This is a genomic window from Caulobacter sp. BE264, from assembly GCF_031457805.1.
Lineage (GTDB): Bacteria > Pseudomonadota > Alphaproteobacteria > Caulobacterales > Caulobacteraceae > Caulobacter.
The window spans coordinates 304,677-330,531 of record NZ_JAVDXI010000002.1 but is presented as its reverse complement, the minus strand read 5'-3'; the positions used below and the strand labels follow the sequence as shown (position 1 = coordinate 330,531).

Here is a 25,855-nt window from a genome sequence, read left to right as displayed (position 1 = left end):
CGCCATGTCCGATCAGGCTTCCCCTGTCGCCACGGCGCGTATCGCGATCATCGAAGACGATCCGGTGGTGCGGCAATATTTTATGCGGATCGTGGCGATGGAGCCCGCCTATGACATTGTGGGCGTCGCCCCTGACCTCGCCACCGGCCGGGCGCTGATCCGGCTCAACCCGGATCTGTTCCTTATGGACATCGGCCTGCCCGACGGGAGCGGATGCGATCTGGTCCCTGAGATCAAGGCGGGATGCGCAGCGCGCGCGCTGGTCATCAGCGCCTTTGGTGATCGTGATACGGTCGTGCAGGCCCTGTCGGCGGGCGCTGATGGCTATCTGCTGAAAGACAGCTCGCCGCAGCAGGTTCTGGACGGTATCGCCGTTACGTTGGCCGGCGGCGCGCCGGTCAGCCCGGCTGCGGCGGTCTATCTGCTCGATTTGTTGCGCTCACCCACAGCGCCGCCCCCCCCTCGCCCGGCTTCGAGCGAAGAGATCTGCGATGATCGCCTCACTCCCCGCGAAACAGATCTGCTTCGCGCTTTTGCTGCGGGCAAAAGCTACAAGGAGGCAGCGCGGCTTCTGAACATCTCGCCCCACACCGTTGGCAATCATGTGAAGTCGATTTATCGCAAGCTGGAAGTGAACTCCCGCAGCGAAGCGTTGCGCTCGGTGAAGCCCAGATCCGGGGCTCACTGACGCAACGGAAGCGGCCGTCGTGCTGGCCTTGGTTCATAGCGCAGGCCTCATGTGGGGCCTTAGCACCTGAACCGGACGTCGTGGGCGCATTGGATCCAGGTTCCAGCGCACGCGCCCCGGACCGCGCCTTCCCAACTTCGTAGATGAGTCAAAAACACCCCCGCCAGTCTCCCGGCGGGGGCGCTTCAAACTCAGCAATCCGGCGCTAACCGCCCCGATCAATCCTCGTCCATCTTCAGGGCGGCGATGAAGGCTTCCTGCGGGATCTCGACCTTGCCGAACTGGCGCATCCGCTTCTTGCCTTCCTTCTGTTTCTCCAGAAGCTTCTTCTTGCGGGTGGCGTCGCCGCCGTAGCACTTGGCGGTCACGTCCTTGCGGAGAGCGCGGACGGTTTCGCGGGCGATGATGCGGCCGCCGATGGCGGCCTGGATCGGGATGACGAACATGTGCTGGGGGATGAGGTCCTTCATCTTCTCGCACATGCCCCGGCCGCGGCTTTCGGCGCGGCTGCGGTGGACCAGCATCGACAGGGCGTCGACGGGCTCGCTGTTGACCAGGATCGACATCTTGACGAGGTCGCCGGCGCGGTAGTCCTCCAGCTGGTAGTCGAAGCTGGCGTAGCCCTTCGAGATCGACTTCAGGCGGTCATAGAAGTCGAACACCACCTCGTTCAGCGGCAGGTCGTAGACGACCATGGCGCGGCTGCCGACATAGGAGAGCTCGCGCTGCATGCCGCGGCGGTCCTGGCACAGCTTGATGACGCCGCCGAGATATTCGTCGGGGGTGAAGATTGTGGCCTTGATCCAGGGCTCGGCGATCTCCTCGATCTGCATGACGTCGGGCAGGTCGGCCGGGTTGTGCAGCTCGATCTCTTCGCCGTTGCGCAGCTTGATCTTGTAGACCACCGAGGGGGCGGTCGCGATCAGGTCAAGGTCGAATTCGCGGGACAGGCGCTCCTGGATGATCTCCAGGTGGAGCAACCCTAAGAACCCGCAGCGGAAGCCAAAGCCGAGGGCGGCGCTCGACTCCATCTCGTAGGTGAAGCTGGCGTCGTTGAGGCGCAGCTTGCCGACGGCGGCGCGCAGGTCCTCGAAGTCGGCGGCGTCGACCGGGAAGAGGCCGCAGAACACCACCGGAACCACTTCCTTGAAGCCCTTGAGGGCTTCGGCGGTGGGTTTCTTCTCGTCGGTGATGGTGTCGCCGACGGCGGCGTCGGCCACTTCCTTGATCGAGGCGGTGAAGAAGCCGACCTCGCCGGGGCCAAGCTCGGCCACGTCGGTGGCCTTGGGCGTGAAGACGCCGACCTTGTCGATGCGGTGGGTGGCGCCCGTTTGCATCATGCGGACCTGCTGGCCGGCTTTCAGCGTGCCGTTGAAGATACGCACCAGGACGACGACGCCGAGATAGGCGTCGTACCAGGCGTCGACCAGCAGGGCCTTCAGCGGGGCGTCGCGCTCGCCCTTGGGCGGGGGCAGGCGGGTGACGATGGCTTCCAGCACGTCGGGGATGCCGACGCCCGTCTTGGCCGAGCACTCGACGGCGTCGGAGGCGTCCAGGCCGATGACGTCCTCGATCTGCGCCTTGACGCGGTCGACGTCGGCGGCGGGGAGGTCGACCTTGTTGAGGACCGGGACGATCTCGTGATTGTTGTCGATGGCCTGGTAGACATTGGCCAGGGTTTGGGCTTCCACGCCCTGACTGGCGTCGACGACCAGGATCGAGCCTTCGCAGGCGGCCAGGCTGCGGCTGACCTCGTAGGCGAAGTCGACGTGCCCGGGGGTGTCCATCAGGTTGAGGATATAGGTCTCGCCGTCGGCGGCCTTGTAGGACAGGCGCACGGTCTGCGCCTTGATGGTGATGCCGCGCTCCTTCTCGATGTCCATGTTGTCCAGGACCTGGGCGCTCATCTCGCGCGCGGTCAGGCCGCCGGTCGTCTGGATCAGCCGATCCGAGAGCGTGGATTTGCCGTGGTCGATGTGAGCCACGATCGAAAAGTTACGGATCTTGTCCAGAGGCGTCGAAGTCATGCGCGTGCGCATAGCACATTTGCGCCGCTTCGCGAGGGGCGTTGCGGTCGCGGTGGGGGCGTGGCGGGGGTTATGCTTAACCGCGCGTTAAGTTTGGAGCCCCAAACCGGACGCAATGGCTTGCAACAGTGTTGCAAACAATTCGATCCGGAGGCCCTGACATGGACCGTCGCAAGCTGATCCTCTCGAGCGCCGCCCTGGGCCTGTCGGCCGTCGGCTCGCAGGCTCTGGCCCGTCAACGGATCACCTCCGAGCAATTGCCGCCGGCCCAGCCGATCACCGATCCGAACGCGCCGCCGCCGGCGCCTCAGGAAACCTATGCGCCGCCACCGCCGCCTACCGCCGCGCCGGCTTCTACGGGCGCCACGCCGACCTACGACACCGGGCGGGTCCAGACCTATTCGGCCGACGAGATGATCCGCGCCACGTCGGACTTCCTCGGCGTCACGGCCGAAAGCGCGGGCGCGGCGATCGAGAAGGTGTTCAAGGACAAGGGCCAACCCACCGCCTACATCGCCGGCGAGGAGGGCTCGGGCGCCTTCATCGCGGGCCTGCGTTATGGTCGTGGTCTGCTGTACATGAAGGGCCGCCCGACGATGGAGGTCTTCTGGCAGGGGCCGACCATCGGTTGGGACTGGGGCGGCAACGCCAGCCGCGTCTTCACCCTGTGCTATGACCTTCAATATCCGGACGCCATCTTCCGCCGCTTCCCGGGCGTGGAGGGCAGCGCCTATCTCGTCGGCGGCTTGGGTGTGAACTATCAGAAGGCGGACGAGATCACCCTGGCCCCGATCCGGGCGGGCGTGGGCCTGCGCCTGGGGGCTAATGTCGGCTATCTCGGCTACAGCCGCCAACGTCGCAAGTTGCCGTTCTAGCGCCTTTAGCCTGAAATCGGAATCGATTTCCGACGTTAAAAAGAGATATAAATCAGATACTTAGAGCGCGAGGGTGGCCGAAGTCGGTTCCCGCTTTCGGCCTCACGCTCTAGGTGGCGCAGGCTCTCCCGCCGTGCGGGAGCGCCTGAGGACCTTAGTGCTTGGCCACCTTGCTGTTCAGCCAGTCCATCACGGCGAGCAGGACGCCGGAGACCACGAAGGACAGGTGGACCATGACCAGCCAGAACAGGCGGGCTTGATCTAGCGTCGCGCCAGGTTTGCTCAGCTCCAGGAACGCCTTCAGCAGGGCGATCGCTGAGATCGCCACGATCGAGGCGATGAGCTTCATCTTCAGACCCGAGAAGTCGACCGCGCCCATCCATTCTGGACGGTCCTCATGGCCGGCGGTGTCGATCTTGGAGACGAAATTCTCGTAGCCAGACAGGATGACGATGAGCAACAGATTGGCGGCCAACGACAGGTCGATCAGGGTGAGGGCCATGAGGATCGCGTCCTCCGCTGTCATCGACAGGGTGCTGGGCAGATCGCGGAACAGTTCCTGGAAGAACACCACCAGGAGCGCGCCCAAGGCGACGACAAGGCCGACATAGAACGGCGCCATCAGCCAACGCGACGCAAACAGACCGCGCTCCAGCCAAGTTTCCACCGCAGGTTTCTTCATGCCGCCCTCCGATGCCCCCTGCATCTAGAGCAGCAGCATGACGCTATCTATCCGCCGAAAGCTACTGCGTAACGGAATGTCCGCCGTTCGCCCGCCGGGAGCGTGACCCGCCAAGCCACCTGACCTTGCCGGATGTCGTGCTTTTGGGGTTCGGCCACGACCTTGAACTGCGGCGCGCTGGGATCGTGACGGATCTCCACCGTGATCGGCGCGGTCTTGGCGTTGGCGAGGTCGATCTCAAAGGTGCGGCGCATACGGGTCTTGGACAGCGACCGTTCCTCGACCAGGCGCGGCCGGGCGTGGACGTCCATGGCGCGGCCGATGACCAGGTCCAGGGGCTCTCCCACCGCCACGTCGCGCACCGCCTGCTCGCCGGCGAAGGTCGGGCGGCCCGCAGCGGTCTCGATCGCCGACAGGGCGCCGGAGGGCAGGGGCTTGCCCAGGCCGTTGGCGGTCTTGTTCTCCAGCCGCAGCACGACATCGGGCACGATCAGCGGCCAGTCAGTGTTGTCATAGTCGTCGTAGCTATTCATCGCGACCACATAGAGCCGCTGGAAGGCGACGTTCTTCTGGTCGAGGAAAGCCACCTGCTTGGTTTGCCGCGCGTTCAGCGTGACCGGCTCGGGCAGGGTGTAGAGCTTGTAGTCGCCTAGGTTCGATTGCTCGGCCAACTTGGCGCGGGCGCCCGTGACCATGATTTCCTCAGCGGCGAATCGGGCCATCGGCGCGGCCGCCATGACCGGGGGGATGGGCAGAGGCGGCGCAGGCGGCGGCGGTGGCGGCGGGGCCTGACCGTGATGGGTGGTGTCCATCGGCCAGCAGGCGCGACGAACCGCCTTGGCTTGGCCTCTGTCCACGCGGACAGGCGTGCGCGACAGCTTTCCCGCCACCGCTTGGGTCTTGGCGTCGGCGAACCGGCTGCCGCCGCTGTTGACCAGGGTCAGCCAGCCGATCAGGTCCAGGCGTCGACCGTCGGGATGGATCCGCGCCACATAGTCGGCCTGCCAGTTCACGCCGAGCGCGAGGTAGGAAAGCGTCAGCTTGGCGCGCGTGGGCGAGGGGACGTCGACGACGGTCGACAGGCTCGGCTTGTCTGTCAGACCCTCGGGCGCGCGGTCCAGCACCAGCCGCTCGGGTCCGCCGGAGCAGCCCAGGGCTTCTACGCCCTCGGCGGTGCGGACCATCAGGCCATAGGGGCCCTGGAGCAGCGTGGCGTCGACGGTCTGCTGACGACCGGTGCGGCGGTTGGTGCGCACCACCTTGATCGGTTGACCCAGCGAGCGCTCGACGAGGGTTCCGGGACTCAGGAGGGCGTAGTCATAGTTCCGCTCAATCGCCTTGCCCGGCAGCCCTTCGACGGCGGCGCTTTGCGGAATCAGGCCTTCGGCGACCCCGTCGAAGCGAAGCGTATGCCGTCCTGCCGGCAGGTCCACCGTGCGGGTTTCGGTGACCAGGATCAGACCCTTTTCGCGCGCCTGTTGGCGAACCCAGGGGCTCATAGCCTGAAACGGCCCGTCGCCGTCGCGATAGAGGGTGATCGCCACCGTCTCCGGCGCGCGGGAGGCGAGGGTTTCGGCGTGGGCCGGAAGCGCGGCGGCGAGGGCGAGGGCCAAAATCCTCCCCCCAAGGGGGAGGTGTCCGCGAAGCGGACGGAGGGGGAAGTGGCCGGGGCGGAGAGGGTTTCCCCCTCCGTCGCCTGCGGCGACACCTCCCCCTTGGGGGGAGGATCTGCTCATTACCACCCCGTCTCGACCGTGAAGGTCAGAACGGTTTCGCCATTCGCCGGGACCGGGACGCTCCAGCCGAGCGTTCCGGCGTCGATCCGGCGGCCTTTCAGGCTCTCGGCCTTGACCGCCGCGTCGCGCCCAAGGCCGCCCTGGCGCAGCTCCACGGTCACGGGCTGGTCCTTGGCGTTGCGCAGCAGGTATTTCATCTCGTAGCGGGTCAGCCGCTTGGAGACCCGGCTCTCGGCGACCAACGTCGCCTGGCTGGAGACATCAAAGGCTTCCCCGGTCTTGATGGAGAGCTCGGAACCGGCGGGGGTATGGCCGATCGCGTTCTCGCCGACGAACTTTGGATCGCCAGCGGCGTCGCGCATATAGACCCGCATCGTGCCCATCGGCAGTTGGGACCCGAGACCCGCAAGTTTGGCGTTGCTGAACTGGATGGCGACCGTGGCCTTCACGGGCTCGGCCTGGCTGGTGAACCAGCCTTCGCGGACCTCGTAGACCTTCTTGGCGGAGACGCCCTGGGCCGACAGGAAGCCGACCTGCTTGTTCTGGTTGGAGGCGATCGTCGTCCGTTCGGCCAGCGGGTAGACGTAGTAGTCTGCGACCCGTTCGCCTACGCCGCTTTCGGTCCCGGCGCTGATCATGCCGGGCGATCGGCGCGGACGGTAGCCGCCGCCGTCGTTCAGCTGGTTGACATCCCCGGCCACCAGCTGGGTGCGGGCGTTCTCAAAGGGCGTGCCCGAGTTGTTCGACAGGGTGATCCAGCCCTGCAAATCCAGAGCGGCCTTGGCCTCGTCGAACAGGGCCACATAGTCGGCCTTCCACGACAGGCCCGAGGTCAGGTAGCTGAGCTTGGCCTGCCGCGCGCCGGCGCTGGCGGCCTCGACATTGACCGACAGGGTCGGCCGGGCGCGCAGGGTCTCGGGCACCTTGTCGAAGATCACCCGGGTGGGAACGCCATCGTCGCGCAGCACCTCGATGCGGTCGCCGATCTTCAGCACCACGCCCTCATTGGCGGCCAGGACGGTGGCGACCTCGGTGGTCTCCTTGCCATCGCCCGGATTGGTGCGGACGATCTTCACCTGCTGGCCGACCGCCTTCTCCATCAGCTTGTCGGGGGTCAGCAGGTCGTAGTCGAAGTTCTGCTCCAGGATCGTCACCCCGGGGGCCGAAAGGCTGACCGTCTCGGGGCGGATCGCGGCGGAGACGTCCTTGAACTCCAGCCTCTGGCGTCCAGCCTTGAGGTCCAGGCTGCGGGAGTCCTCCACCAGGGCGAGGCTGGAATTGTAGATGGTGACCGAGACCTCGCGGCCCTGAGCGTGGGCGGTGAGCGGGGCCAGTAGCAGCGCGGCCGAGGCCAGCAGCATGCGGCGGTTCATCGACGTCCTCCCGTGTATTTACAGAGGTAAGCTACACGGGATTGAGGCGGAGTCGAGGCGGTTGAGCGCTTCCCAATCCGAACTTCCCGGCGAATGCCGGGACCCAGCCTCAGGCAGAGCGAAGAACCTCTAGAGCGCCTGCGCCTTACGATCTGGGCCCCGGCGTTCGCCGGGGAAATCGGTGGAAGGCTAGCCGCCCCAGACCTGCTTGAGGCGTGCGTCGCGACCACAGCCGGTGCGATAGGCGAAGTAGTTCAGCTTGTTCCGCTTGGCGTAGTCGCGGTGGTATTCCTCGGCGAGATAGAAGGTCTGCGCCGGCAGGATCTGGGTCTTCATGGTTCCCGTTCTCAGGCGCTTGGCGGCCTCGGCGCGGGATTTCTCCGCGATCGGGCGCTGGGCGGGCGTCACGAACACCGCCGGGCGGTAGGACGGACCGCGATCGCAGAACTGGCCGCCGTCGTCAGTCGGGTCGACCAGTTTCCAGTACCGGTAGAGCAGGAAGCCGTAGTCGAGCTTGGCGGGGTCATAGGTGACGCGGACGGCCTCGTAGTGGCCGCTCGTCTCGCTGGTGACGTCGCGATAGGTCGGGTTCTTCAGGTGGCCGCCGGTGTAGCCGCTCTCGACCTTGAGCACGCCGGGCACGCCTTGCATGTCATGCTCCATGCACCAGAAGCAGCCGCCGGCGAAGATGGCCGTTTCGGTCCTGGGCGCGGCGAAGGCGGGGGCCGCGAGCATGGCGAGGGCGGCGGCGAAAAGGACGATCAGGCGGCGCATCGGGAACTCCGGAGGTCTGTCTTCTACAGATCCGCACGCCGGCGCCGATCGGTTACTGCCGCCAGCCAAATCCGACGCCGCGCACCGACGGACAGGCCGCCAGCCGCGAGGCCAGCACCTGGGCGCGGTCGTCGCCCTGGTCGTCGATCTCGAGACGAATGGCCATGTGGAGCCCCTCGGGAACGGCGGACAGGGCGCGCAGGCGGGCCTGCTGCACCGAGGCCACGCCCAGCACGCGCATCAGGGCGTCGGGGGTGTCCTCGGCGGTGACCAGGAAGAGGCGGCGACGCAGGGGCGCAAGGTCGCCGCCTTCCGGTTTGAGCGGGTCTACGCGGTCGCTCACGGACGGAACCACTGGTGCTCGACCGAGGCCGAATTGACGCCGGGCCAGGCGGCCAGATCACGGGCCAGCAGGCGGGCGGCCTGATCGCCCAGGTGGCGCACCTTCAGCGAGGCTTCGACGATCTGGCCCACCGGCTTCATCGTCAGGCCGCACAGTTCGGCGCCGCTGTCGGCCAGGCCCTGACGGACGGCTTCCAGCGCGCTGGGCGCGTCCTGGGCGGCCAGCAGCAACTGATGGACCGTGACGCCGTCATGGTCGCTGTGGAAGGCGGGTGGGGAGGGCAGGTAGCTCATGGGTGTCGATCCTTGGCTTTGAGAGGCTTGGAGGACCGAGGAACCGCGCAACAAAAAACCCCGCTCGTGGGAGCGGGGCTTTTTGGAGATCTTGCGATCCTTCGGCTTTGGGTTTGGTAGGGTTCCTACCGCTGCTTGCGCCGATTTTGCCCCGTTCGAACTCGCACGGTTTTAATCTGATTAATCATGTTCCACATCGCCACGGCGCACGACATCACGGCCACGGCGGCAAGGCCGGTGGTCATGAAGGCGGCGAAGGCGAAGGTCGATTGCATGTGGAAGCGATGATTTCCGATTAGCGCATCTTAGAGGTAGCGCGGGGTTTTCGGTTGCGCAAGGTCTTGCCGGCGAAAGAGGCGATCGGTCGCGGCAAGGAACGGTTTTGCCCTCGGTGAGGCGGGGCGCCTGGAAGTTAGGCAATCCTCCCCCTGATGGGGGAGGCGGCCGAAGGCCGGAGGGGGAAGCAACAGGGCCTCAGGACTTCCCCCTCCGTCCGCTTCGCGGACACCTCCCCCGCTAGGGGGAGGATTTGAAGTTTACCCTCGCAGCTTGCCGCCGGCCTTTTCCGCCGCCGCGACGACCTTGGCCGAGAGGGCCTCGATGTCGGCGTCGGTGAGGGTGGCGTCTCGGGGCTGGACCACGATCTCGATCGCCACCGACTTGAAGCCCTCCGGCACGCCGGGGCCCTCATAGACGTCGAACACGCGCGCGGCGGTGATCAGCGCCTTGTCGGCGCCGGCCACGGCCTTGACCAGATCGCCGGCGGCCTTGGGCTTGTCGACCAGGAACGCAAAGTCGCGGGTCAACGGCATCAGGGCCGAGGGCGAGAAGGCGGGGCGGGTCTTGATCGACTTCTTCTTCGGCTCGGGGATCGCCTCCAGGGTGATCTCGAAGCCATAGACCGGACCGGCCACGTCCAGGGCCTTGAGCACCGCCGGGTGGATCTCGCCAAACTCGGCCATCACCGCCTTGGGGCCCAGTTGCAGGCGCGCCGAGCGGCCTGGGTGCCACCAGGACGAAGCGGTCCCTTGCGCCGTCTGCAGCGAGGCGACGGGCGCGCCCAGCTCTTCCAGCAGGGCCAGCAGGTCGGCCTTCACGGTGAAGACGTCGCCTTGCGGGGCCTTGTCCCAGCCGCGCGGGGCCTTGGGGGCCAGGATCGCCGAGACGACGGTGCGCTGGTCGGCCGGCTTGTCGCCGTGGAAGGTCGGACCGATCTCGAACAGGGCCGCGTCCGGGAAGCCCTGGCGGGCGTTGCGGCCGGCCGCCTCGATCAGGTTGGGCAGAAGCGACGGGCGCATGCAGTCCAGTTCCGAGGCGATCGGATTGGCCAGCACCAGCACGTCCTGGCCGCCGCCGAACAGCTCTGCGGTCTTGCGGTTGGTGAAGCTGAAGGTCACAGCCTCGGCGTAGCCGGCGGCCGCCAGGGCGCGACGGGCGGCGCGGGCGCGGGCCTGCTTGGCGGTCAGCACGCCGCCGACGGCGCGCGGAACCTCGGGCAGCGGCGTCGAGGGCAGGGCGCCGTAGCCGGCGATGCGCGCGACTTCTTCCACAAGGTCGGCCTTGCCTTCGACATCGCGGCGGAAGGTCGGCGGCGTCACGGTCCAGGGCGAGCCCAGCACGACGTCAAAGCCCAGCGCCGCCAGGATCTGGTGGGTCTTCTCCGGCGTCACCGACAGGCCCGACAACTGGCCGACATAGTCGGGGTCGAAGGCGAAGCCCTTCGGCGCGGGCGGAACCTCGCCGACATACAGAACCTCCGACGGCTCGCCGCCGCACAGCTCCAGGATCAGCTTGGTGGCCAGCTCGACGCCATCCACCAGCGAGCCGGTGTCGACGGTGCGGGCGAAGCGGTACTGGGCGTCGCTGGCGATGCCGGTCGTGCGGCCGGTCTGGGCGATGCGGATCGGCTCGAACCAGGCGCTCTCGATGAAGACGTCCACGGTGTCGTCCGAGCAGCCGGTGCTCTCGCCGCCCATGACGCCGCCCAGGCCGATCGGGCGCTCGCCACCCGCGTCGGCGATCACGCACATCTCCGGCGTCAGCTCGTAGGTCTTGCCGTCCAGGGCGATCAGATGCTCGTCGCCGTTGACGCCATGACGGCCGAGGCGCGTGGAGATCTCCGTCCCCGACAGCTTGGCGACGTCATAGACGTGCAGCGGGCGGGCGCGGTCGTAGGCGATCAGGTTGGTGACGTCGACGAGGGCGCTGATCGGGCGCAGGCCGATGGCGGTCAGGCGGTCCTGCAGCCACTTGGGCGAGGGGCCGTTCTTGACGCCGCGGATGTAGCGACCGGCGAAGGCCGGGCAGGCCTCGCCGTCGACCTTGACGCTGATCGGGCTCGGATAAGTCCCCGGGATCGGCGCGATCGACAGGTCCTTCAGCGCGCCGACGCCGGCGGCGGCCAGATCGCGGGCGATGCCGGCGACGCCCAGCCAGTCGGGGCGGTTCGGGGTGACTTCAAAGTCGATGACGGCTTCCAGGCCCAGGGCGTCGACGGCGGGCGTGCCGACGGCGAGGCTGTCGGGTAGCTCCATGATGCCGTCGCTCTCGGTGGCGTATTCCAGCTCGGCGGCCGAGCAGAGCATGCCGTTCGAGACGACGCCGCGGACGGGCTTCTCGACCAGGGTCACGCCCAGGCCGGGCACATAGGCGCCGATCGGAGCGTAGATGGTGGTCAGGCCCGCACGCGCGTTCGGCGCGCCGCAGACGATCTCCTTGCGGCCGTCGACGGTGTCGACCTGGCAGACCTGCAGGCGGTCGGCGTTGGGGTGACGCGCGGCCTCGACGATCTTGCAGACCGTGAACGGGGCCAGCTTGGTCGCTGGATCAGTCACGTGCTCGACCTCGAGCCCGGCCATGGTCATGGCCGCGACGATCTCGGGGACGGTGGCGGTGGTCTCAAGGTGGTCCTTGAGCCAGGACAGGGTGAATTTCATGTGGCGGTCCGCCAGTTCTGGGGTCCGCCCTCGTCCTTCGACAGGCTCAGGATGAGGGCTACTATGATGTCGTTTGAAATCCTCATCCTGAGCGTGTCGAAGGACGAGGATTTCACGGCAGTGATGGTCAGCTCAATCCCGAGGCCGGGTTCGGCGCGGCGAAGGCGCTGAAGCCGTAGTGCGACAGCCAGCGGACGTCCGACGACCACATGTCGCGCAGGTCCGGCATGCCGTACTTCAGCATGCCCAGGCGGTCGACGCCCATGCCGAAGGCGAAGCCCTGGTACTCGTCCGGATCGATGCCGCAGGCGCGCAGCACGTTCGGGTGAACCATGCCGCAGCCCAGGATCTCGAGCCAGCTCGTGCCCTGGCCGATCTTGATCTCGCCGCCCGAGCGGTCGCACTGCACGTCCATCTCGGCCGACGGCTCGGTGAACGGGAAGTGGTGCGGGCGGAACTGGGTGGTGACCGCGTCGGTCTCGAAGAACCGCGCCAGGAAGGTCTCCAGGGTCCACTTCAGGTGGCCCATGTGGATGCCCTTGTCGATGACGAGACCCTCGACCTGGTGGAACACCGGCGTATGGGTGGCGTCGTTGTCGCACCGATAGGTGCGGCCCGGCGCGATGATCCGGATCGGGGGCTTTTGGCTGACCATGGTCCGCACCTGCACGGGGCTGGTGTGGGTGCGCAGCAGCATCCGCTCGCCATCTTCTTTCGGGTTGAAGAAGAAGGTGTCGTGCATCTCGCGGGCCGGGTGCTTCTCGGGGAAGTTCAGGGCCGTGAAGTTGTGGAAGTCGTCCTCGATGTCCGGGCCCTCGGCCACGGCGAAGCCCATCTCGGCGAAGATGGCGACCATCTCGTCCATGGTCTGCATGGTCGGGTGCACCGAGCCCTTGCGGCGGTAGGGCGCGGGCAGGGACAGGTCCAGCGTCTCGCTGGCCAGGCGCGCATCCAGCTCGGCGGCTTCCAGCGCGGCCTTCTTCTGGGTGATCGCGTCCTGGACCTTGTCGCGCAGGGCGTTAATCGCCGCGCCCTGGGTCTTGCGCTCCTCGGGGCTCATCGCGCCCAGGGTTTTCAGCAGGCCCGAGATCGAGCCGGTCTTGCCGACGGCGGCCACGCGGACCGCGTCGAGCGCTTGGAGATCCGAGGCGGCGGCCACCTGGGCCAGCACGTCGGCTTCGAGAGTGTTGAGATCGGTCATGACGGGCATCCGTCTAGGCGGTTTTGGTGACTGTTGGAACTTCCATTGTCATCCCGGCCGCAGCGGAGCGGAGAGCCGGGACCACCGGAAGCGCCAGCGCTTGCTGCGGTCCCGGCTCGGCGCGCTGCGCGCTTGGCCGGGATGACAGCATTTGGGACAGCAAAAAGCCCCCTGGCTCGCGCCAGAGGGCTTTGCAAGATCGGTTGGATCAAAGACCCAAAAAGACCTTAGGCCAGGGCGGCGCGAACCTTGTCGGCGATGGCCTTGAACGCAGCCGGGTCGTTGCCCGCGATATCGGCCAGGACCTTACGGTCCATGACGATACCCGCCACGTCCAGGCCGTGGATAAACTGCGAGTAGGTGAAGCCTTCCAGACGGGCGCCAGCGTTGATGCGCTGGATCCACAGCGAACGGAAGGCGCGCTTGCGCACCTTGCGGTCGCGGTAGGCGTACTGGCCGGCCTTGTCGACCGCGGCCTTCGCCGTACGGATGGTGTTCTTGCGGCGCCCGTAGAAGCCCTTGGCTTGCTCGAGAACCTTCTTGTGCTTGGCGTGAGCAACCACGCCACGTTTAACGCGAGCCATGTGTCAGCGCTCCTCTTACAGGCCGTAGGGCAGGTAGGTCTTGATGATCTTGGCGTCGGCCTCGCTCATCACCTTCGTGCCGCGCTGTTGGCGGATGTACTTGCCATTGTGGCCGATCAGGCGGTGGCGCTTACCAGCGACGCCGGCCTTCAGCTTGCCCGTGGCGGTCAGTTTGAAGCGCTTTTTAGCGCCCGACTTGGTCTTCAACTTCGGCATTTCGCGTCGGAGCTTGCGCCCCGTCCTCTAGAAGCATGACGAACCGCCATGGCATGCCAATGGCCAGGCGGTTCCGGAAAGGCGGCGTAGCTACAGGAAAGACTCGGCTCTGGCAAGCACTTAGGCGGCCGTCTTGGTCCGGCGGACGATGACCAGAGCAAAGCCGATGGCCGGAACCATCAGGGCCGCGCCGAACCAGTAGGGACCGCCGATGGCCATCCCGAACAGTGGTCCGGCCAGCAGCGGGCCGCCGATCCGGGCCAGCGAGCCGGCGGCCATGTTCAGGCCCAGCATCTGGCCCTGGCGATCGGGCGGGGTGGCGCGCGAGATCAGGGCGCCGACGCAGGGAAACACCAGCGACTGGCCGAACGCCGTGCACGCCACCGCCACGACGGCCAAGGCGGGCTTGGAGATGAACGGCGTGATCAACAGCGACGTCCCGATGATCGTCAGGCCGGCGGTCAGCACCCGCGCCTCGCCGAAGCGCCGGGCCAGGCGGCCGGTCAGCACCCCTTGGCCGATCGAGGCGATCACTCCGATCAGCGCGAAGCACGCGGCGACCTGGCTGGCCGTCCAGCCAAAGCGCGTGTCGGCGTAGAGGCCAAACACCGCCTCCATGCCGGCGAAGGCGGCGGTGGAGATCAGGGTGACCAGCAGTACGCGCGACAGGATGGGATGACTGGCGGCCTGGCTCAAGGCCTCCAGCCGGTGGGCCTGCGGCGCGCCGGGGGCGGAGGGCGCGCGGCTTTCCTTGACGAACAGGATGACGCCCAGCGCCGCCGTCGCGGCCATGGCGGCCGCCAGGAACAGCGGCAGCTGGTAGCCCAGGGCGCCGGCGCCGGGGCGCATGACCATCACCAGGCCTGGGCCGATGACAAAGCCCGCCCCGAACGCCGCGCCCAGCAGGCCCATCCGTCCGGCGCGCTTCTCCGGCGGAGTGACGTCGGCCATGTAGCCCTGGATCGTCGAGATATTGCCGCTGCCAAAGCCGCCGAACAGACGGATAAGCATCGCGACCCAGATATTGGGCGCGAAGGCCAGGGCCAGATAGGCCAGGGTGTTGGCGATGATGGTGACGATCAGCACCGGCCGCCGGCCGATCCGGTCGGACAGCCGCCCCCAGAACGGTTCGCCGAAGAACTGTCCCAGGCTGTAGGCGGCGAACATCGTCGTCACCTGCCATGGCGCGGCGTCCATCGACCGCGCGTAGAACGGCAGCAGCGGAATGATCACGCCAAAGCCCACCAGGTTGATGAAGACAACCAGGAGCAGGACAGCCAGGGCGCGGTTGCTGTGGGCGGGCTCGGACATCAGGCGGGGGGATTTACGCCCGATCCGCCAGCTTGGCGACCATGTTCGAGGCGGATCAATCCGGCGGATTGTGTTTTTCGACGAAGGCGACCGTCTCGCTCAGCATCTTCAACCGCGTCGCGCCGCGCGAAAGCCAGTGGTCCTCACCGTCCAGCGTGATGAGCTCGACCGGCTTTCCAGCCTTGCGCAGGGCGTCGGCCATCACGACGCTCTGGTCGTAGCGGACGACGGTGTCGTCCTTGCCATGGATCAGCATGATCGGGATATCGACCTGGTCGGCCAACCTGGCCGGAGAGATAGCCTGCAGGTCGGGGTCTGTCAGGCCGTCGGCGCCCATGAAGCGCAGCCAGTAGCGCTGAGCCGCTGACGTCATGCCGTTGTTGGCGTTGCGGACGGCCTGAAGCATACGGCGCAGGTCCGAAGGACCGGCGACAGACACCGCGCAGCGGTAGACCCCCCGATCCAGGGTCGCGCCAGCCAGCGCGGCGTAACCGCCGTACGACGCGCCGACGATGCAGACGCGCTTGGGATCGACGATCCCCTGCTTGACGAGGTCTCGAACGCCATCCGATAGGTCGGTCTGCATCTTCTTGCCCCACTCGCCAAAGCCCGCCCTGACGAAGTCCCAGCCGAAACCCTCGGACCCGCGGAAATTGGGCTGCAGGACGGCGTAGCCTCGCGACGCCAGCGCCTGGCTCCACCAGTCGAACCCCGGTGTGTCGCGCCCCTCGGGGCCGCCATGCGGCAGGACGATCAGCGGCAGGTTCCTGGGATTCCGCCCCTTGGGCAGGGTCAGATAACCGCTGATCCCAAGACCGTCGGCGGCCTTGTACCGGATGGCGCGGACGGGTGAGACATGAGCGCTGTCGAGATCGCTGTAGACTGACCCCAGCCAGTCGGCCTTGCCGGTGTTCAGATCGACCAGCGCATAGGCCGGACCCAGGTCTGCGGAGTCGACCTTGACGACGACGCGCTTGCGGTCGTTGGACCAGGAGGCCAGTTGCACCCGGTCGCCGGCGAAGGCCTTGGTCACCGCCGCCCAGGTCTTCTGCGCCTTAGGATCGAAGAAGGTGTAGACGAGCTCGTCGCCGTTCAGCCGATAACCGCCCAACAGGGCCAGGGTGGCGGGATCGTGAAGCAGCCCGCCCAGGTCCGAACTCTCGGGCAGATCCTCGCGCTTGTCCGCGCCAACATACTCCCGCAGGACGCTGCGCCCTCTTTCATCCGCCCGTCGCACCAGGACGGACCGCCCATCGCGACCAAAGCCGCTGATGCGGTAGGAGCCCATCGGCGAGTTGGCTTCATCGATGGTCTTCCAGGCTCCGTTGATCGGGATCCTCAGTGACCACTTGCCGCGCTGGCCGTCATAGAGGGACTGCGCGACGGGCTCGCCTTTTGCGTCGACCAGCCAGTCGTTGGCGTCCTCGTGCGCGCCGCGTTCCAGCGCGCGGGTCGCCCCGGTGCGCAGATTCACCTGGAACAGCGCGCTGGCGCCCCGCTGATTGATAAAGCGGATCCCCTCCAGCAGCACGCCGGGATCGCCATTCAGGGACCTGACCATCGGCGGTCCGACGATCACATTCATGGCGTTGGGCTGGTTTTGCAGCAGGCGCGTCTGCTTCTTGGTTCGCCAGTTGAAGTGGGTCGCCATGTAGTATTCGCGAGCGGGACCGGTGAGGCCCATGACGTCCGCAGTCCGCGACGCCACCAGGATCAGGTGATCTTCACCCGCCCAGACCACGCCGCGCAGCTTGGTCGCGCCGGCGTTGACGCCCGCAAGCAGCCCGCCGCCCACCTCTCTCACGGCCAGCAGGCGCTGGTCTCCGTTGGTGACAATGACCGCCAGCTTCGAGCCATCGGGTGAAATCTCCACCTGCTCGATGTTGGGCAGGCGCCCATAGACGCCAAGATCCGGCGGCGGCGCGGCCGATACGGGCGTAACCAACAGGAGACTGGCCGCGCAGAGCGCGAGAAACCGAACAAACACCGACGCACTCCGCATGACCGTCGGAATGCTACCCAAGGATGATAAAATGTCGAGGGCGCGCCCAGGCTGAAACGCAAAACGCCCCGGCCGTGAGGCCGGGGCGTTTCGATGTCTACCCGGGGATCAGAGCCTAGCGCGGAGCCAGGATCATGATCATCTGCCGGCCTTCCATGCGCGGCTCGTACTCGACCTTGGCGACTTCGTCGAAGTCGGCCTTGACCTTCTGCAGCAGCTTCATGCCGAGTTCGGGGTGGGCCATTTCGCGACCGCGGAAGCGGAGCGTCACCTTGACCTTGTCGCCTTCCTCGAAGAAGCGATGCATCGCCTTGGCCTTCACGTCGTAGTCGTGACTGTCGATGTTCGGCCGGAGCTTGATCTCCTTGAGCTCGACCACCTTCTGCCGCTTGCGCGCCTCGTTCTTCTTCTTCTGCTCCTGGAACTTGAACTTGCCGTAGTCCAGGATCTTGCAGACGGGAGGATTGGCGTTCGGAACGATTTCCACCAGGTCCAGGCCGGCTTCCTCTGCCGCTTCCATAGCGGACGCGGTCGGCATCTCGCCTTGCTTTTCGCCGTGTTGGTCGATCAGCAGGACGCGGGGGACACGGATTTCATCGTTGATACGCGGTCCGTCTTTAACGGGCGGCGTTTGCATAGGACGGCGAATAGGGGCGGCTCCGAGGCTGTTGGTATGAAGAGCGGTAACTACGAATATAGCTGAACGCGTACGCGCCGCGCTGGGCGCGCCGCGAGAACCTGATATATGACGCGCTCGCTGCGCTGTATCAAGCGAAGGCGACCAAACAGACGCCAGCGGGTCCAGTTTTTTTGGCCCTTTGGCGAAGCTCGACGACTATTCGGGCCAATCGGGACGGAAACGGCGAGGCGGGGACGCGCTTTCCCTGAACAGAACACCCGCCCGACTCATGCCCGAACACCGTCATTCCGCGCTGGAGGACATCCATGCGCTCCTCATCGGCTCCAGCTTCATCGCCGTGGGGCTGACCCTGCTGAAGGCGGCCGGCCTGGTGACCGGCGGGGTCGCGGGCGTGGCGCTGATCATCTCCTACCTGAGCGACTGGCCGGTGGGGGTGGTGTTCTTCGTGCTCAACCTGCCGTTCTACGTCCTGGCGCAGCGAACGCTGGGCTGGGCTTTCACGTTCAAGACCCTGGCGACCAACCTGCTGCTGGCCGGGCTGGCCTGGGGCATGCCGCAGTGGCTCAAGGTCGGTGGGATCGATCCGATCTTCTCGGCCGTCTTTGGCGGCACGATCATCGGCATGGGCATCCTGGCCCTGGCCCGCCACCGCTCCAGTGTCGGTGGTGTGGGGGTGTTGGCGCTCTATCTGCAGGAGCGCCGGGGGATCAGCGCCGGCAAGGTGCAGATGGCGGCCGATTGCGTGGTGGTGGCCGCAGCTTTCTTCACGATCAGCTTCGACAAGCTTTTGCTGTCGATCGCCAGCGCGGTGGCTCTGAGCGCGGTGATCATCGCCAACCACAAGCCGGGGCGTTACGCGGGGTATTGAGCCGCTTCAACCTTCGATGTCATCCCGGCCGAAGCGAAGCGTAGAGCCGGGACCGCCAAACCCTGGAACGGCAGGAGGCTCGTGCCAGGGGTAATCGATCTCCCCTATCAGGGCGGGGTAGAGATCTATCCACTCGGGGTTGCGGGCTTCGACCAGTTCGAATTTCCACTGCCGCCGCCATCGCCTGATCAACTTTTCGCGTTGGATGGCGCTTTCGATGTCGGTGTGAATCTCGAACCAAACGAGGCGTGTGCAGCCGTGGCGACGCGTGAAGCCCGGTAGTAGATGCTCACGATGTTGTTGAGCGCGCGACGATAGGTTTGACGTGACGCCAACGTATAGAACGCCGCGTCGCGTATTGGTCATCAGGTAGACGGCGTAGGAATGATCTCGCATTGCGAGAGTATAAAATCTACACGCGCAATGCGAGAGGGCTCTTCCTGCGGTCCCGGGTCTTCGCTGCGCTTCGCCCGGGATGACAATTGGGGTCGAGTGGCGACCCTTAATGCGGCAGCAGAGCCATCGCCGCGCTGGCCACCGTGCTGACCGGCAGCGCCTTCAGGTCCGGCGAGCGGATCACCGCCACGTGGCCGCGCGGGCCGCACAGTTCAGGATCCGAAGCGTCGGAGAACAACGCAATGGTCGGTGCGCCGGCGGCCGCCAGAAGGTGGGTCGGGCCGGTGTCGTTACCGACGGTCAGCGCCGCCTTGGCGCCCAGAACGGCCAGCTGCGCGAAGTCGGTGCGGCCGGTCAGGTCGCGCGCGCCGCCGACGGCCTTCTGGATGTGGCGCGCCATGGCGCTTTCCTGCGGACCGCCGATGATGACGATATCCAGGCCCTTGGCCTTCAGCAGAGAGCCGAGCTGGGCATAGCACTCGACCGGCCAGCGCTTCTCGAGGCGATGGGCCGAACCGCCCGGCACGAACAGCACATAGGGACGCGGCGCGGCGGCGCCGGCGACGGGGCGCGGCTCCTTGTGCTTGCGCAGGATCCAGGACAGGTCCGGCGGCGGCGCGCTGCCCGGTTCCGTCGGCGCGTCGGGCCAGATTCCCGCCGCACGGAGCTGATCAGCCTGACGCTCCAGCGTATGCATGCGCAGACGGGCCGAACCCTTCTGCGGCAGGGAGCACCCGACCGCGATCCCGCTCCATTGCGGCGGGAAGGGGCGCAGCAGCTGGAAATACCAGTTGGTCCGGCTGTTGGTCTGCAGGTCATAGACGCGGTCATAGCGCGCCTTGCGAAGGCGGCTGATCATGGCCAGGGTCTGGCCGAAGTCCTCGGGCCGTCCGTCGGTTTCGACGGTGTTGACGTAGGGGCTGAGCTTGGCCAGGGCCTCGAAGGGCGGGGTGGTCAGCAGGGTGATCTTGGCCTTGGGGTGGGCTTCACGGATCTTGCGCATCGCGGCCAGGGCCAGCACGAAATCGCCCAGCGCCCCCAGCTTGATGACCAGGACCTTCTTGATCTCCTTGCTCAAGACGAACGCTCCAAACCCAACACCCGCGCATAGACCTTGAGGGTCGCTTCGCACATCGCGTCCACTGAATACAACCGCCGAGCACGCAGACGAGCGGCTTGTCCCATGGATTGACGCCCCGACGCGCCGATCTCGACGGCTTCGAGCAGCGCCGCGGCCCAGGCCTCGGCGTCGCCGGGCGCGACCAACCAGCCGGTTTCGCCTGGGATGACTGTCTCGCGCGTGGCCCCGTGATCGGCCGCCATGACCGGTCGCCCCATGACCTGGGGCTCCACCGCCGTACGCCCGAAAGCTTCGGGCTCCAGGGAGGGAGCAATAGCAAGGTCGGCCAGCAGATAGGCCGCCGGCATGTCGTCGCAGTGACCGACCAGCTTGACGGCGTCCTGCAGCCCCGCCTGCGCGATCGCGGCTTCGAGCTCGGCGCGATAGCCCTTGCGACCCTGGTCGTCGCCGGCAAGCAGCAGCAGCACCTTGTCCTCGCCGCGCGCCTTCAGCAGGGCCATGGCCTGCACGAGGAGCCCCTGGCCCTTCCAGCGGGTCAGGCGGCCAGCCAGCAGCACCGTCAGCCTGCGCTCGTCGGCCGCCACGCCCCAGGCCCGGCGCAGGGACTCGATCCGTTCGGCGCACACGACGCCCGGTTCGAAGCGCGACAGATCGACCCCGCGCGGGATGGCCACCACCTTGTCGGCGGAAACGCCATGCTCGCGAATGACGTGCTCGCGCGTGTATTCGGAATTGGCGATCACGACCGCGCCCTTGGTCATCACCGCATTGTACCAGCGCTTGAGGCCGGACTTGGCGTTGTAGACGCCGTGATAGGTGGCGACGAATGGCACCTTGGTGGCGTGAGCGGCCCACAGGGCGCTGAACGCCGGCGCGCGGGAGCGGGCGTGAACCAGGCTGACCTTCTCGCGTCGGATCAGGTCGATCAGTCGGGCGGCGTTGCCCAGCATGACCAGCGGGTTCTTGGACTGGGCCGGCATCTGGGCCAGGCGACCGCCGTCGGCTTCCAGGCGCGCGGCCATCCGCCCGCCGCGGGTGGCGACCAGCGCCTTGCCGCCTTGCGCGACCACGGCGTGGGCGACATCAATCGTCGTCTGTTCAGCGCCGCCGGTTTCCAGTTCCGGCGTCACTTGCAGCAGGGTGAAGTTGGCGGGTAGGTCGGGCACGCGAGTCTCGACGAGATAACGGCCCGTAGTTAGCGAAAGGATCAAGGCGACGCCATGACCGAATCCCGGGGCGCCCTGGCGCGCGAAGACGGATCGACCCTTGCGTGGCGGCGCGTGGAGGGCGAGGGACCCACGGTCGTATGGCTGGGCGGCTTCCACTCCGACATGACCGGCACGAAGGCCGAGGTGCTGGCCGAGCAGGCCAAGGCGACGGGCGGCAGCTATCTGCGCTTCGACTATTTCGGCCATGGCGAGTCGGGCGGGGCCTTCCAGGACGGCACGATCAGCCGCTGGCGGGGCGACGCCCTGGCGGTGATCGACGAATTGACTGACGGGCCGCTGGTGCTGGTCGGCTCGTCGATGGGCGGCTGGCTGTCATGCCTGGCGACGATTGCACGGCCCGACCGGGTGAAGGCCATGGTGCTGATCGCGCCTGCGCCGGACTTCACCGAAAAGCTGATGGGGCCCGAACTGTCCGCCGAAGCCAAGGCGGCGATCGCCCGCGACGGCTTCTGGATCCGCCCGTCCGAGTACGATGACGGCGGCTATCCGATCACCCGCGACCTTCTGGAGGACGGGGCGCGGTGGTCGATCCTGCCTGGCCCCGTTCCGATCGATGTTCCGGTGCGCATCCTGCAGGGCGGGGCGGACCCCGACGTGCCTTGGACCCACGCCCTGGAACTGGCCAACGCCCTGACCTCGGACAATGTCGTATTCAGCCTGATCAAGGACGGCGATCACCGGCTGTCGCGCCCGCAAGACCTCGAGCGCCTGGTCGCCGCCGTGTCCGAAGCCAAGGGCCTGGCTGAGCCGGAAGAGGGCGATCTCGTGTCCCGTCGCCTGGCGCGGGCGGCGCGGCTGCGCAACGCAGCAGGGCTGGAAGCAACCGGAATCGCGCCGCGCCCGCTGCCGATCGACGACGAGTAGCTGGACATAACCGCCATCAAGCGTATGGTTTGTTCTTGGCCTGTTCCGGATTTTCGTGATGGCGAAGCCCGCTTCCTTGAGCATTGAGCTAGACAGCGACCTGGACCGGCGCCTCTCAGAGATCGCCGAAGGGATGGACCAGCCTAAGACAGCGATCATCGAGCGGGCTTTGCGCGACTTTGTCGAATTGCGTGACTGGCAGGATGCGGCGATCGATGAAGGACTGCGCGCCGCAGAGGAAGGCCGTGTCTTCGATCATGACAAGGTCGGCGAATGGATAGACTCGTGGGGGACGCCCAACGAGCGCCTGACTCCAAGTCGTGATTGACGCGTGCGCGTCACTTGGACCGATAGCGCCTCGCGCGATCTGAGGTTTGCGTACGCCTGGATCGCCCAGGATCGGCCTACGGCGGCGGTGAAGCAGGTTCGCAGAATTTGGGAGTTCGTGGCGAAGTTGTCCGCCTTTCCCAATCTTGGGCGGCCAGGACGGCGCAAGGGGACGCGTGAACTGGTCGTGCCGGGCGGCCCTTTCATCGTCGCCTACAGGGCGCGCGACGACTTGATTGAAATCTTGAGGGTTTTTCACGCCTCTCGTCGTTGGCCAGACAGCCCCTAACCGCCCGCCTTCAGGATCGCCGCCAGACCTTCGCGGTAGGTCGGATGCTTTGGCCGCCAGCCCAGCTCCGCCTTGATCAGGGCGTTCGAGACCCGCTTGTTCTCGGCGTAGAACCGCCGCGTCGCCGGCGACATGCCCAGTTCGTTGAACGGCAGGTCCGGCGGGACGGGAACGCCGAGCAGCCTGGCGGCGTGCTCCATGACATCCTGGGGCGGGGCGGGCGCATCATCGACGAGGTTGTAGATCCCGCCCGCGCGGGGTCGATCCAGCGAGGCCAGCAGGCCCGAGACGATGTCGTCGAGGTGGATGCGGCTGAACACCTGTCCTGGCTTGACGATCCGGCGGCCTTCGCCGGCGCGCAGGCGGTCCAGCGCGCTGCGGCCGGGGCCGTAGATTCCCGGCAGGCGGAAAGTCGTCACCGTCAGGCCCATCCCGCGCCCGACCTGGCGCCAGTCGCGCTCGGCGCCGACCCGGCGCGCGCCTTCGACCGACTGGGCCTTGAGCGGCGAGGTCTCGAAAACCCACCGGCCCTCGAAATCGCCATAGACGCCGGTCGTCGACAGATAGCCGATCCAGTCGGGATAGGCCTTGGCCTGAGCCAGGGCCGGAACGATCGACTCCAGCGCCGGACAGCCGTCGGGGGCCGGGGGCGCGGTCACCAGGATCGCGTTCACGCCGGACAGCGCAGCGATCATGCCGTCGCGGTCAGCCGGGTCGGCTGGCGTGATTCCGCGGTCGCGAAGCGCCTGGGCCTGACCAGGGTTGCGTGCGGAGGCGGCGATGTCCCAGCCGCGTTCCTGCAACGCGTCGGCGAACGCCGCGCCCACATAGCCCAAGCCGAAAACGAACAGACGCAAACCAGAACTCCGCCCCAACAAATCCAGGCGTCAAACCCGCCCGAAACCCGCTGCGATCAAGCCTTGGAAAAAAGCCGCGACGCAACCCCTCAAAGGGCGCTTGCAAACCGCGAAGCGCTCTGCCATAAGCCGCCTCCTCGTCGCGGGGCGCTCTTCTGGGCCTCGCCGATGCGGGCGTAGCTCAGTGGTAGAGCGCCACCTTGCCAAGGTGGATGTCGAGAGTTCGAATCTCTTCGCCCGCTCCATTCTCCCGGTTTTCCGGGTAGGCTGGATGAGATCATATCTCGCGAATAGCGCGGGCGTAGCTCAGTGGTAGAGCGCCACCTTGCCAAGGTGGATGTCGAGAGTTCGAATCTCTTCGCCCGCTCCATTCTCGGTTCTTCTCCGACAATTGGATCTCATCGATTTGTTCCCTCGGGACGGTCGATTCGCGTGTGGACGCAGCGCGGCCTTGGCCTAATCTTGGCCGCATGACTCAGCATCGCACTTGGCGCGCCGCCCTGGCCGGCGTCTGTTTCTCCGCCCTGGTCGCTTCGTCCGCCTGGGCCGGCCCTGCCGAAACGCTGACCGGCCTGGTGGCGCGGTACGAGGCGCTGGGCAATGCGGATGGCGATCCTGACGACGGCGGCGGCGATGCGGCGCGCTGGCGTCTGCCCGATGTCTCGCCGGCTGCTGACGCCGCGAAGCTGACCAAGCTCAAGACGATCGCCGCCGACCTCTCGGCCATGGACGTGACGGGCCTCTCCGACGACGAGAAGCTGACGCGGGACCTGCTGCTTTGGGCGGTCAAGGACCGCGTCGAGGCCGGAAGCTTTGATGAGTCGCGCATGCCGTTCAGCAGCGACGGCGGTTTTGACGTCATGATGCTGTATCGCGCCAGCGGCCTGCGCCTGAAGACCGAGGCCGAGGCGCGGCGCTGGATCGCGCTGCTCAATCGCATGCCCGCGTGGTACGCCTCCAACATCGTCAACGCCCGGCGCGGCGTGAGCACCGGCTTCGTCCACGCCGTCTCGACCGCCCAGGCTGTCCAGGACCGCGCCCAGCGCGCCGCCGCCACGCCGCTGGCCGAGGATCCGCTGCTGGCCCCTCTGCGCGCTCTGCCCGCCAGCGTTCCAGAAGCCACCCGCGCGGCGCTGCTGGCCGAGGGCGAGAAAGCGATTACGGACAGCGTCGCGCCCGCCCGCGCCAGTTTCGTCAAGTTCATGGCCGAGGAGTATACGCCGCGCGCGGCCAAGAGCCTGGCGGCGTCCGACCTGCCCGACGGCAAGCGTTACTACGCGTTCCTGGCGCGTCGGCACACGACCATGACGCTGACGCCTGACCAGATCCACGACGTCGGTCAGGCTGAGGTCAAACGTATCCGGGCGCGCATGGAAGAGACCATGAAGGCCGCCGGCTTCCAGGGCGATCTGCCGGCCTTTCTGGCCATGCTGCGCAAGGAGCCGCGCTTCTACGCCACCAGCCGCCAGCAACTGCTGGAGAAGTCCAGCGAGATCGCCAAGCGCGCCGACGACCAGCTGCCGGCCCATTTCGGCGTGCTGCCGCGTCTGCCCTACGGCGTGCGGGCCGTGCCGGCCAGCATCGAGAAGGGCTACACCACTGGCCGCTATTTCGGCGGCGACGCCAAGGTCGGCCGTGCGGGCGGCCTGATGATCAACACCTCCGAGCTGGACCAGCGTCCGCTCTACGAGCTGCCGGCGCTGGTGCTGCATGAAGGCGCGCCGGGCCACCACATCCAGACCGCGCTCGCCGCCGAGCAGGTCAATGTGCCGGAGTTCCGCAAGAACCTCTATTTCACCGCCTTCGGCGAGGGCTGGGGGCTCTATTCCGAGTGGCTGGGCGAGGAGATGGGCATCTATCGCGACCCCTACGAGCTGTTTGGCCGCCTTTCCTATGAGATGTGGCGCGCCTGCCGTCTGGTCGCCGACACCGGCATGCACTGGAAGGGCTGGAGCATCGAGCAGGCGCGCGCCTGCTTCACCGACAACACCGCCCTGTCGCCGACCAATATCGAGGTCGAGCTCAAGCGCTATGTCTCCTGGCCGGGCCAAGCCCTGGCCTACAAGATGGGCGAGCTGAAGATCCTGGAGCTGCGCAAGCGGGCTGAGGCCAGACTGGGCGACAAGTTCGACGAGCGCGGCTTCCACGACGCCGTGCTGCTGCGCGGTTCGTTGCCGTTGGCGGTGCTGGAAACCCGGATCGACGCCTGGACCGCGCAAGAGCTGGCCAAGCCCGCGGCGGCCGCCAAGAAGAAGGACTGACC

26 protein-coding genes and 2 tRNA genes are annotated in these 25,855 nt (G+C 66.8%); 9 read left to right on the top strand and 19 right to left on the bottom strand.

Annotation, left to right across the window (positions count from 1 at the left end):
- The first annotated feature begins 4 nt into the window (after positions 1-4).
- Positions 5-688, top strand: a complete 684-nt coding sequence (locus tag J2X45_RS06905) for a response regulator transcription factor (protein ID WP_310212962.1) — start codon at positions 5-7, stop codon at positions 686-688.
- Positions 689-906: 218 nt separating this feature from the next.
- Here the strand turns inward: J2X45_RS06905 and lepA are convergent, their stop codons facing one another.
- Entirely contained in the window at positions 907-2,715 is a 1,809-nt protein-coding gene (gene lepA, locus J2X45_RS06900; protein WP_310212958.1) for a translation elongation factor 4, read from the bottom strand.
- Between the two features lie 161 nt (positions 2,716-2,876).
- Between lepA and J2X45_RS06895 the strand changes: the two genes are divergently transcribed.
- Positions 2,877-3,590: an EipA family protein gene (locus tag J2X45_RS06895; protein ID WP_310212955.1), complete on the top strand. Its 714-nt coding sequence runs from the start codon at positions 2,877-2,879 to the stop codon at positions 3,588-3,590.
- A gap of 154 nt (positions 3,591-3,744) precedes the next feature.
- On the opposite strand, the gene J2X45_RS06890 is transcribed toward J2X45_RS06895, so the two are convergent.
- From J2X45_RS06890 to infC, 14 genes are all read right to left on the bottom strand, one after another.
- On the bottom strand, positions 3,745-4,272 hold the full coding sequence (locus J2X45_RS06890) for a TIGR00645 family protein (protein ID WP_310212952.1): 528 nt from the start codon (positions 4,270-4,272) through the stop codon (positions 3,745-3,747).
- A gap of 47 nt (positions 4,273-4,319) precedes the next feature.
- A complete protein-coding gene (locus tag J2X45_RS06885) occupies positions 4,320-6,014 on the bottom strand; it encodes a DUF4139 domain-containing protein (protein WP_310212949.1) in 1,695 nt (564 codons plus the stop codon).
- A complete protein-coding gene (locus tag J2X45_RS06880) occupies positions 6,008-7,381 on the bottom strand; it encodes a DUF4139 domain-containing protein (RefSeq protein WP_310212946.1) in 1,374 nt (457 codons plus the stop codon). The genes J2X45_RS06885 and J2X45_RS06880 overlap by 7 nt, the downstream gene beginning before the upstream one ends.
- 189 nt (positions 7,382-7,570) lie before the next feature.
- Positions 7,571-8,155: a peptide-methionine (S)-S-oxide reductase MsrA gene (gene msrA / locus J2X45_RS06875; RefSeq protein WP_310212944.1), complete on the bottom strand. Its 585-nt coding sequence runs from the start codon at positions 8,153-8,155 to the stop codon at positions 7,571-7,573.
- A gap of 52 nt (positions 8,156-8,207) precedes the next feature.
- Positions 8,208-8,510, bottom strand: coding sequence for a hypothetical protein (locus tag J2X45_RS06870; protein WP_310212940.1), 303 nt, complete (start codon positions 8,508-8,510; stop codon positions 8,208-8,210).
- On the bottom strand, positions 8,495-8,791 hold the full coding sequence (locus tag J2X45_RS06865) for a hypothetical protein (RefSeq protein ID WP_062099731.1): 297 nt from the start codon (positions 8,789-8,791) through the stop codon (positions 8,495-8,497). The genes J2X45_RS06870 and J2X45_RS06865 overlap by 16 nt, the downstream gene beginning before the upstream one ends.
- A gap of 125 nt (positions 8,792-8,916) precedes the next feature.
- Positions 8,917-9,066, bottom strand: coding sequence for a hypothetical protein (locus tag J2X45_RS06860; protein WP_310212937.1), 150 nt, complete (start codon positions 9,064-9,066; stop codon positions 8,917-8,919).
- Between the two features lie 261 nt (positions 9,067-9,327).
- Positions 9,328-11,727 (bottom strand): phenylalanine--tRNA ligase subunit beta, encoded by a 2,400-nt coding sequence (gene pheT / locus J2X45_RS06855; protein WP_310212934.1) that lies wholly within the window; start codon positions 11,725-11,727, stop codon positions 9,328-9,330.
- Between the two features lie 127 nt (positions 11,728-11,854).
- A complete protein-coding gene (gene pheS, locus J2X45_RS06845) occupies positions 11,855-12,928 on the bottom strand; it encodes a phenylalanine--tRNA ligase subunit alpha (protein ID WP_310212930.1) in 1,074 nt (357 codons plus the stop codon).
- Positions 12,929-13,155: 227 nt separating this feature from the next.
- Positions 13,156-13,512, bottom strand: coding sequence for a 50S ribosomal protein L20 (gene rplT, locus J2X45_RS06840; RefSeq protein ID WP_010918929.1), 357 nt, complete (start codon positions 13,510-13,512; stop codon positions 13,156-13,158).
- A gap of 15 nt (positions 13,513-13,527) precedes the next feature.
- Positions 13,528-13,728: a 50S ribosomal protein L35 gene (gene rpmI, locus J2X45_RS06835; RefSeq protein ID WP_062099735.1), complete on the bottom strand. Its 201-nt coding sequence runs from the start codon at positions 13,726-13,728 to the stop codon at positions 13,528-13,530.
- Positions 13,729-13,848: 120 nt separating this feature from the next.
- Positions 13,849-15,039 (bottom strand): MFS transporter, encoded by a 1,191-nt coding sequence (locus J2X45_RS06830; protein ID WP_310212926.1) that lies wholly within the window; start codon positions 15,037-15,039, stop codon positions 13,849-13,851.
- Between the two features lie 55 nt (positions 15,040-15,094).
- A complete protein-coding gene (locus tag J2X45_RS06825) occupies positions 15,095-17,041 on the bottom strand; it encodes a S9 family peptidase (RefSeq protein WP_310212923.1) in 1,947 nt (648 codons plus the stop codon).
- Positions 17,042-17,156: 115 nt separating this feature from the next.
- Positions 17,157-17,678 carry a translation initiation factor IF-3 gene (infC, locus tag J2X45_RS06820; protein WP_010918933.1) on the bottom strand — a complete coding sequence of 174 codons (522 nt, stop codon included), beginning with the start codon at positions 17,676-17,678 and terminating at the stop codon, positions 17,157-17,159.
- Positions 17,679-17,949: 271 nt separating this feature from the next.
- Here infC and J2X45_RS06815 point away from each other — a divergent pair, with 271 nt between their 5' ends.
- Entirely contained in the window at positions 17,950-18,549 is a 600-nt protein-coding gene (locus J2X45_RS06815; protein WP_310212919.1) for a YitT family protein, read from the top strand.
- A gap of 6 nt (positions 18,550-18,555) precedes the next feature.
- Here J2X45_RS06815 and J2X45_RS06810 read toward each other — a convergent pair whose 3' ends face one another.
- The 3 genes from J2X45_RS06810 to J2X45_RS06800 form a co-directional block, all read right to left on the bottom strand.
- A complete protein-coding gene (locus J2X45_RS06810; RefSeq protein ID WP_310212916.1) occupies positions 18,556-18,945 on the bottom strand; it encodes a GIY-YIG nuclease family protein in 390 nt (129 codons plus the stop codon).
- 106 nt (positions 18,946-19,051) lie between these two features.
- Positions 19,052-20,023 carry a glycosyltransferase family 9 protein gene (locus tag J2X45_RS06805; protein WP_310212914.1) on the bottom strand — a complete coding sequence of 324 codons (972 nt, stop codon included), beginning with the start codon at positions 20,021-20,023 and terminating at the stop codon, positions 19,052-19,054.
- Positions 20,020-21,192 (bottom strand): glycosyltransferase family 4 protein, encoded by a 1,173-nt coding sequence (locus tag J2X45_RS06800; RefSeq protein WP_310212910.1) that lies wholly within the window; start codon positions 21,190-21,192, stop codon positions 20,020-20,022. The genes J2X45_RS06805 and J2X45_RS06800 overlap by 4 nt, the downstream gene beginning before the upstream one ends.
- 54 nt (positions 21,193-21,246) lie before the next feature.
- On the opposite strand from J2X45_RS06800, the gene J2X45_RS06795 reads away from it, so the two are divergent.
- Genes J2X45_RS06795 through J2X45_RS06785 form a run of 3 tightly spaced genes read left to right on the top strand, consistent with a single transcriptional unit; the run spans position 21,247 to position 22,735 of the window.
- A complete protein-coding gene (locus J2X45_RS06795; RefSeq protein WP_310212908.1) occupies positions 21,247-22,119 on the top strand; it encodes an alpha/beta hydrolase in 873 nt (290 codons plus the stop codon).
- Positions 22,120-22,177: 58 nt separating this feature from the next.
- On the top strand, positions 22,178-22,447 hold the full coding sequence (locus J2X45_RS06790; protein WP_310212905.1) for a CopG family ribbon-helix-helix protein: 270 nt from the start codon (positions 22,178-22,180) through the stop codon (positions 22,445-22,447).
- 3 nt (positions 22,448-22,450) lie between these two features.
- On the top strand, positions 22,451-22,735 hold the full coding sequence (locus tag J2X45_RS06785; RefSeq protein WP_310212901.1) for a type II toxin-antitoxin system RelE/ParE family toxin: 285 nt from the start codon (positions 22,451-22,453) through the stop codon (positions 22,733-22,735).
- On the opposite strand, the gene J2X45_RS06780 is transcribed toward J2X45_RS06785, so the two are convergent.
- Positions 22,732-23,592, bottom strand: coding sequence for an SDR family oxidoreductase (locus J2X45_RS06780; protein WP_310212897.1), 861 nt, complete (start codon positions 23,590-23,592; stop codon positions 22,732-22,734). The genes J2X45_RS06785 and J2X45_RS06780 overlap by 4 nt on opposite strands.
- A 170-nt stretch (positions 23,593-23,762) precedes the next feature.
- Here J2X45_RS06780 and J2X45_RS06775 point away from each other — a divergent pair.
- The 3 genes from J2X45_RS06775 (at position 23,763) to J2X45_RS06765 (ending at position 25,853) form a co-directional block, all read left to right on the top strand.
- A tRNA-Gly gene (locus tag J2X45_RS06775) sits at positions 23,763-23,837 on the top strand.
- Between the two features lie 50 nt (positions 23,838-23,887).
- Positions 23,888-23,962, top strand: a tRNA-Gly gene (locus tag J2X45_RS06770).
- 100 nt (positions 23,963-24,062) lie between these two features.
- The gene (locus J2X45_RS06765; protein ID WP_310212896.1) at positions 24,063-25,853 is read left to right on the top strand and encodes a DUF885 family protein; all 1,791 of its coding nucleotides are present in this window, start codon (positions 24,063-24,065) and stop codon (positions 25,851-25,853) included.
- Positions 25,854-25,855: the final 2 nt, after the last annotated feature.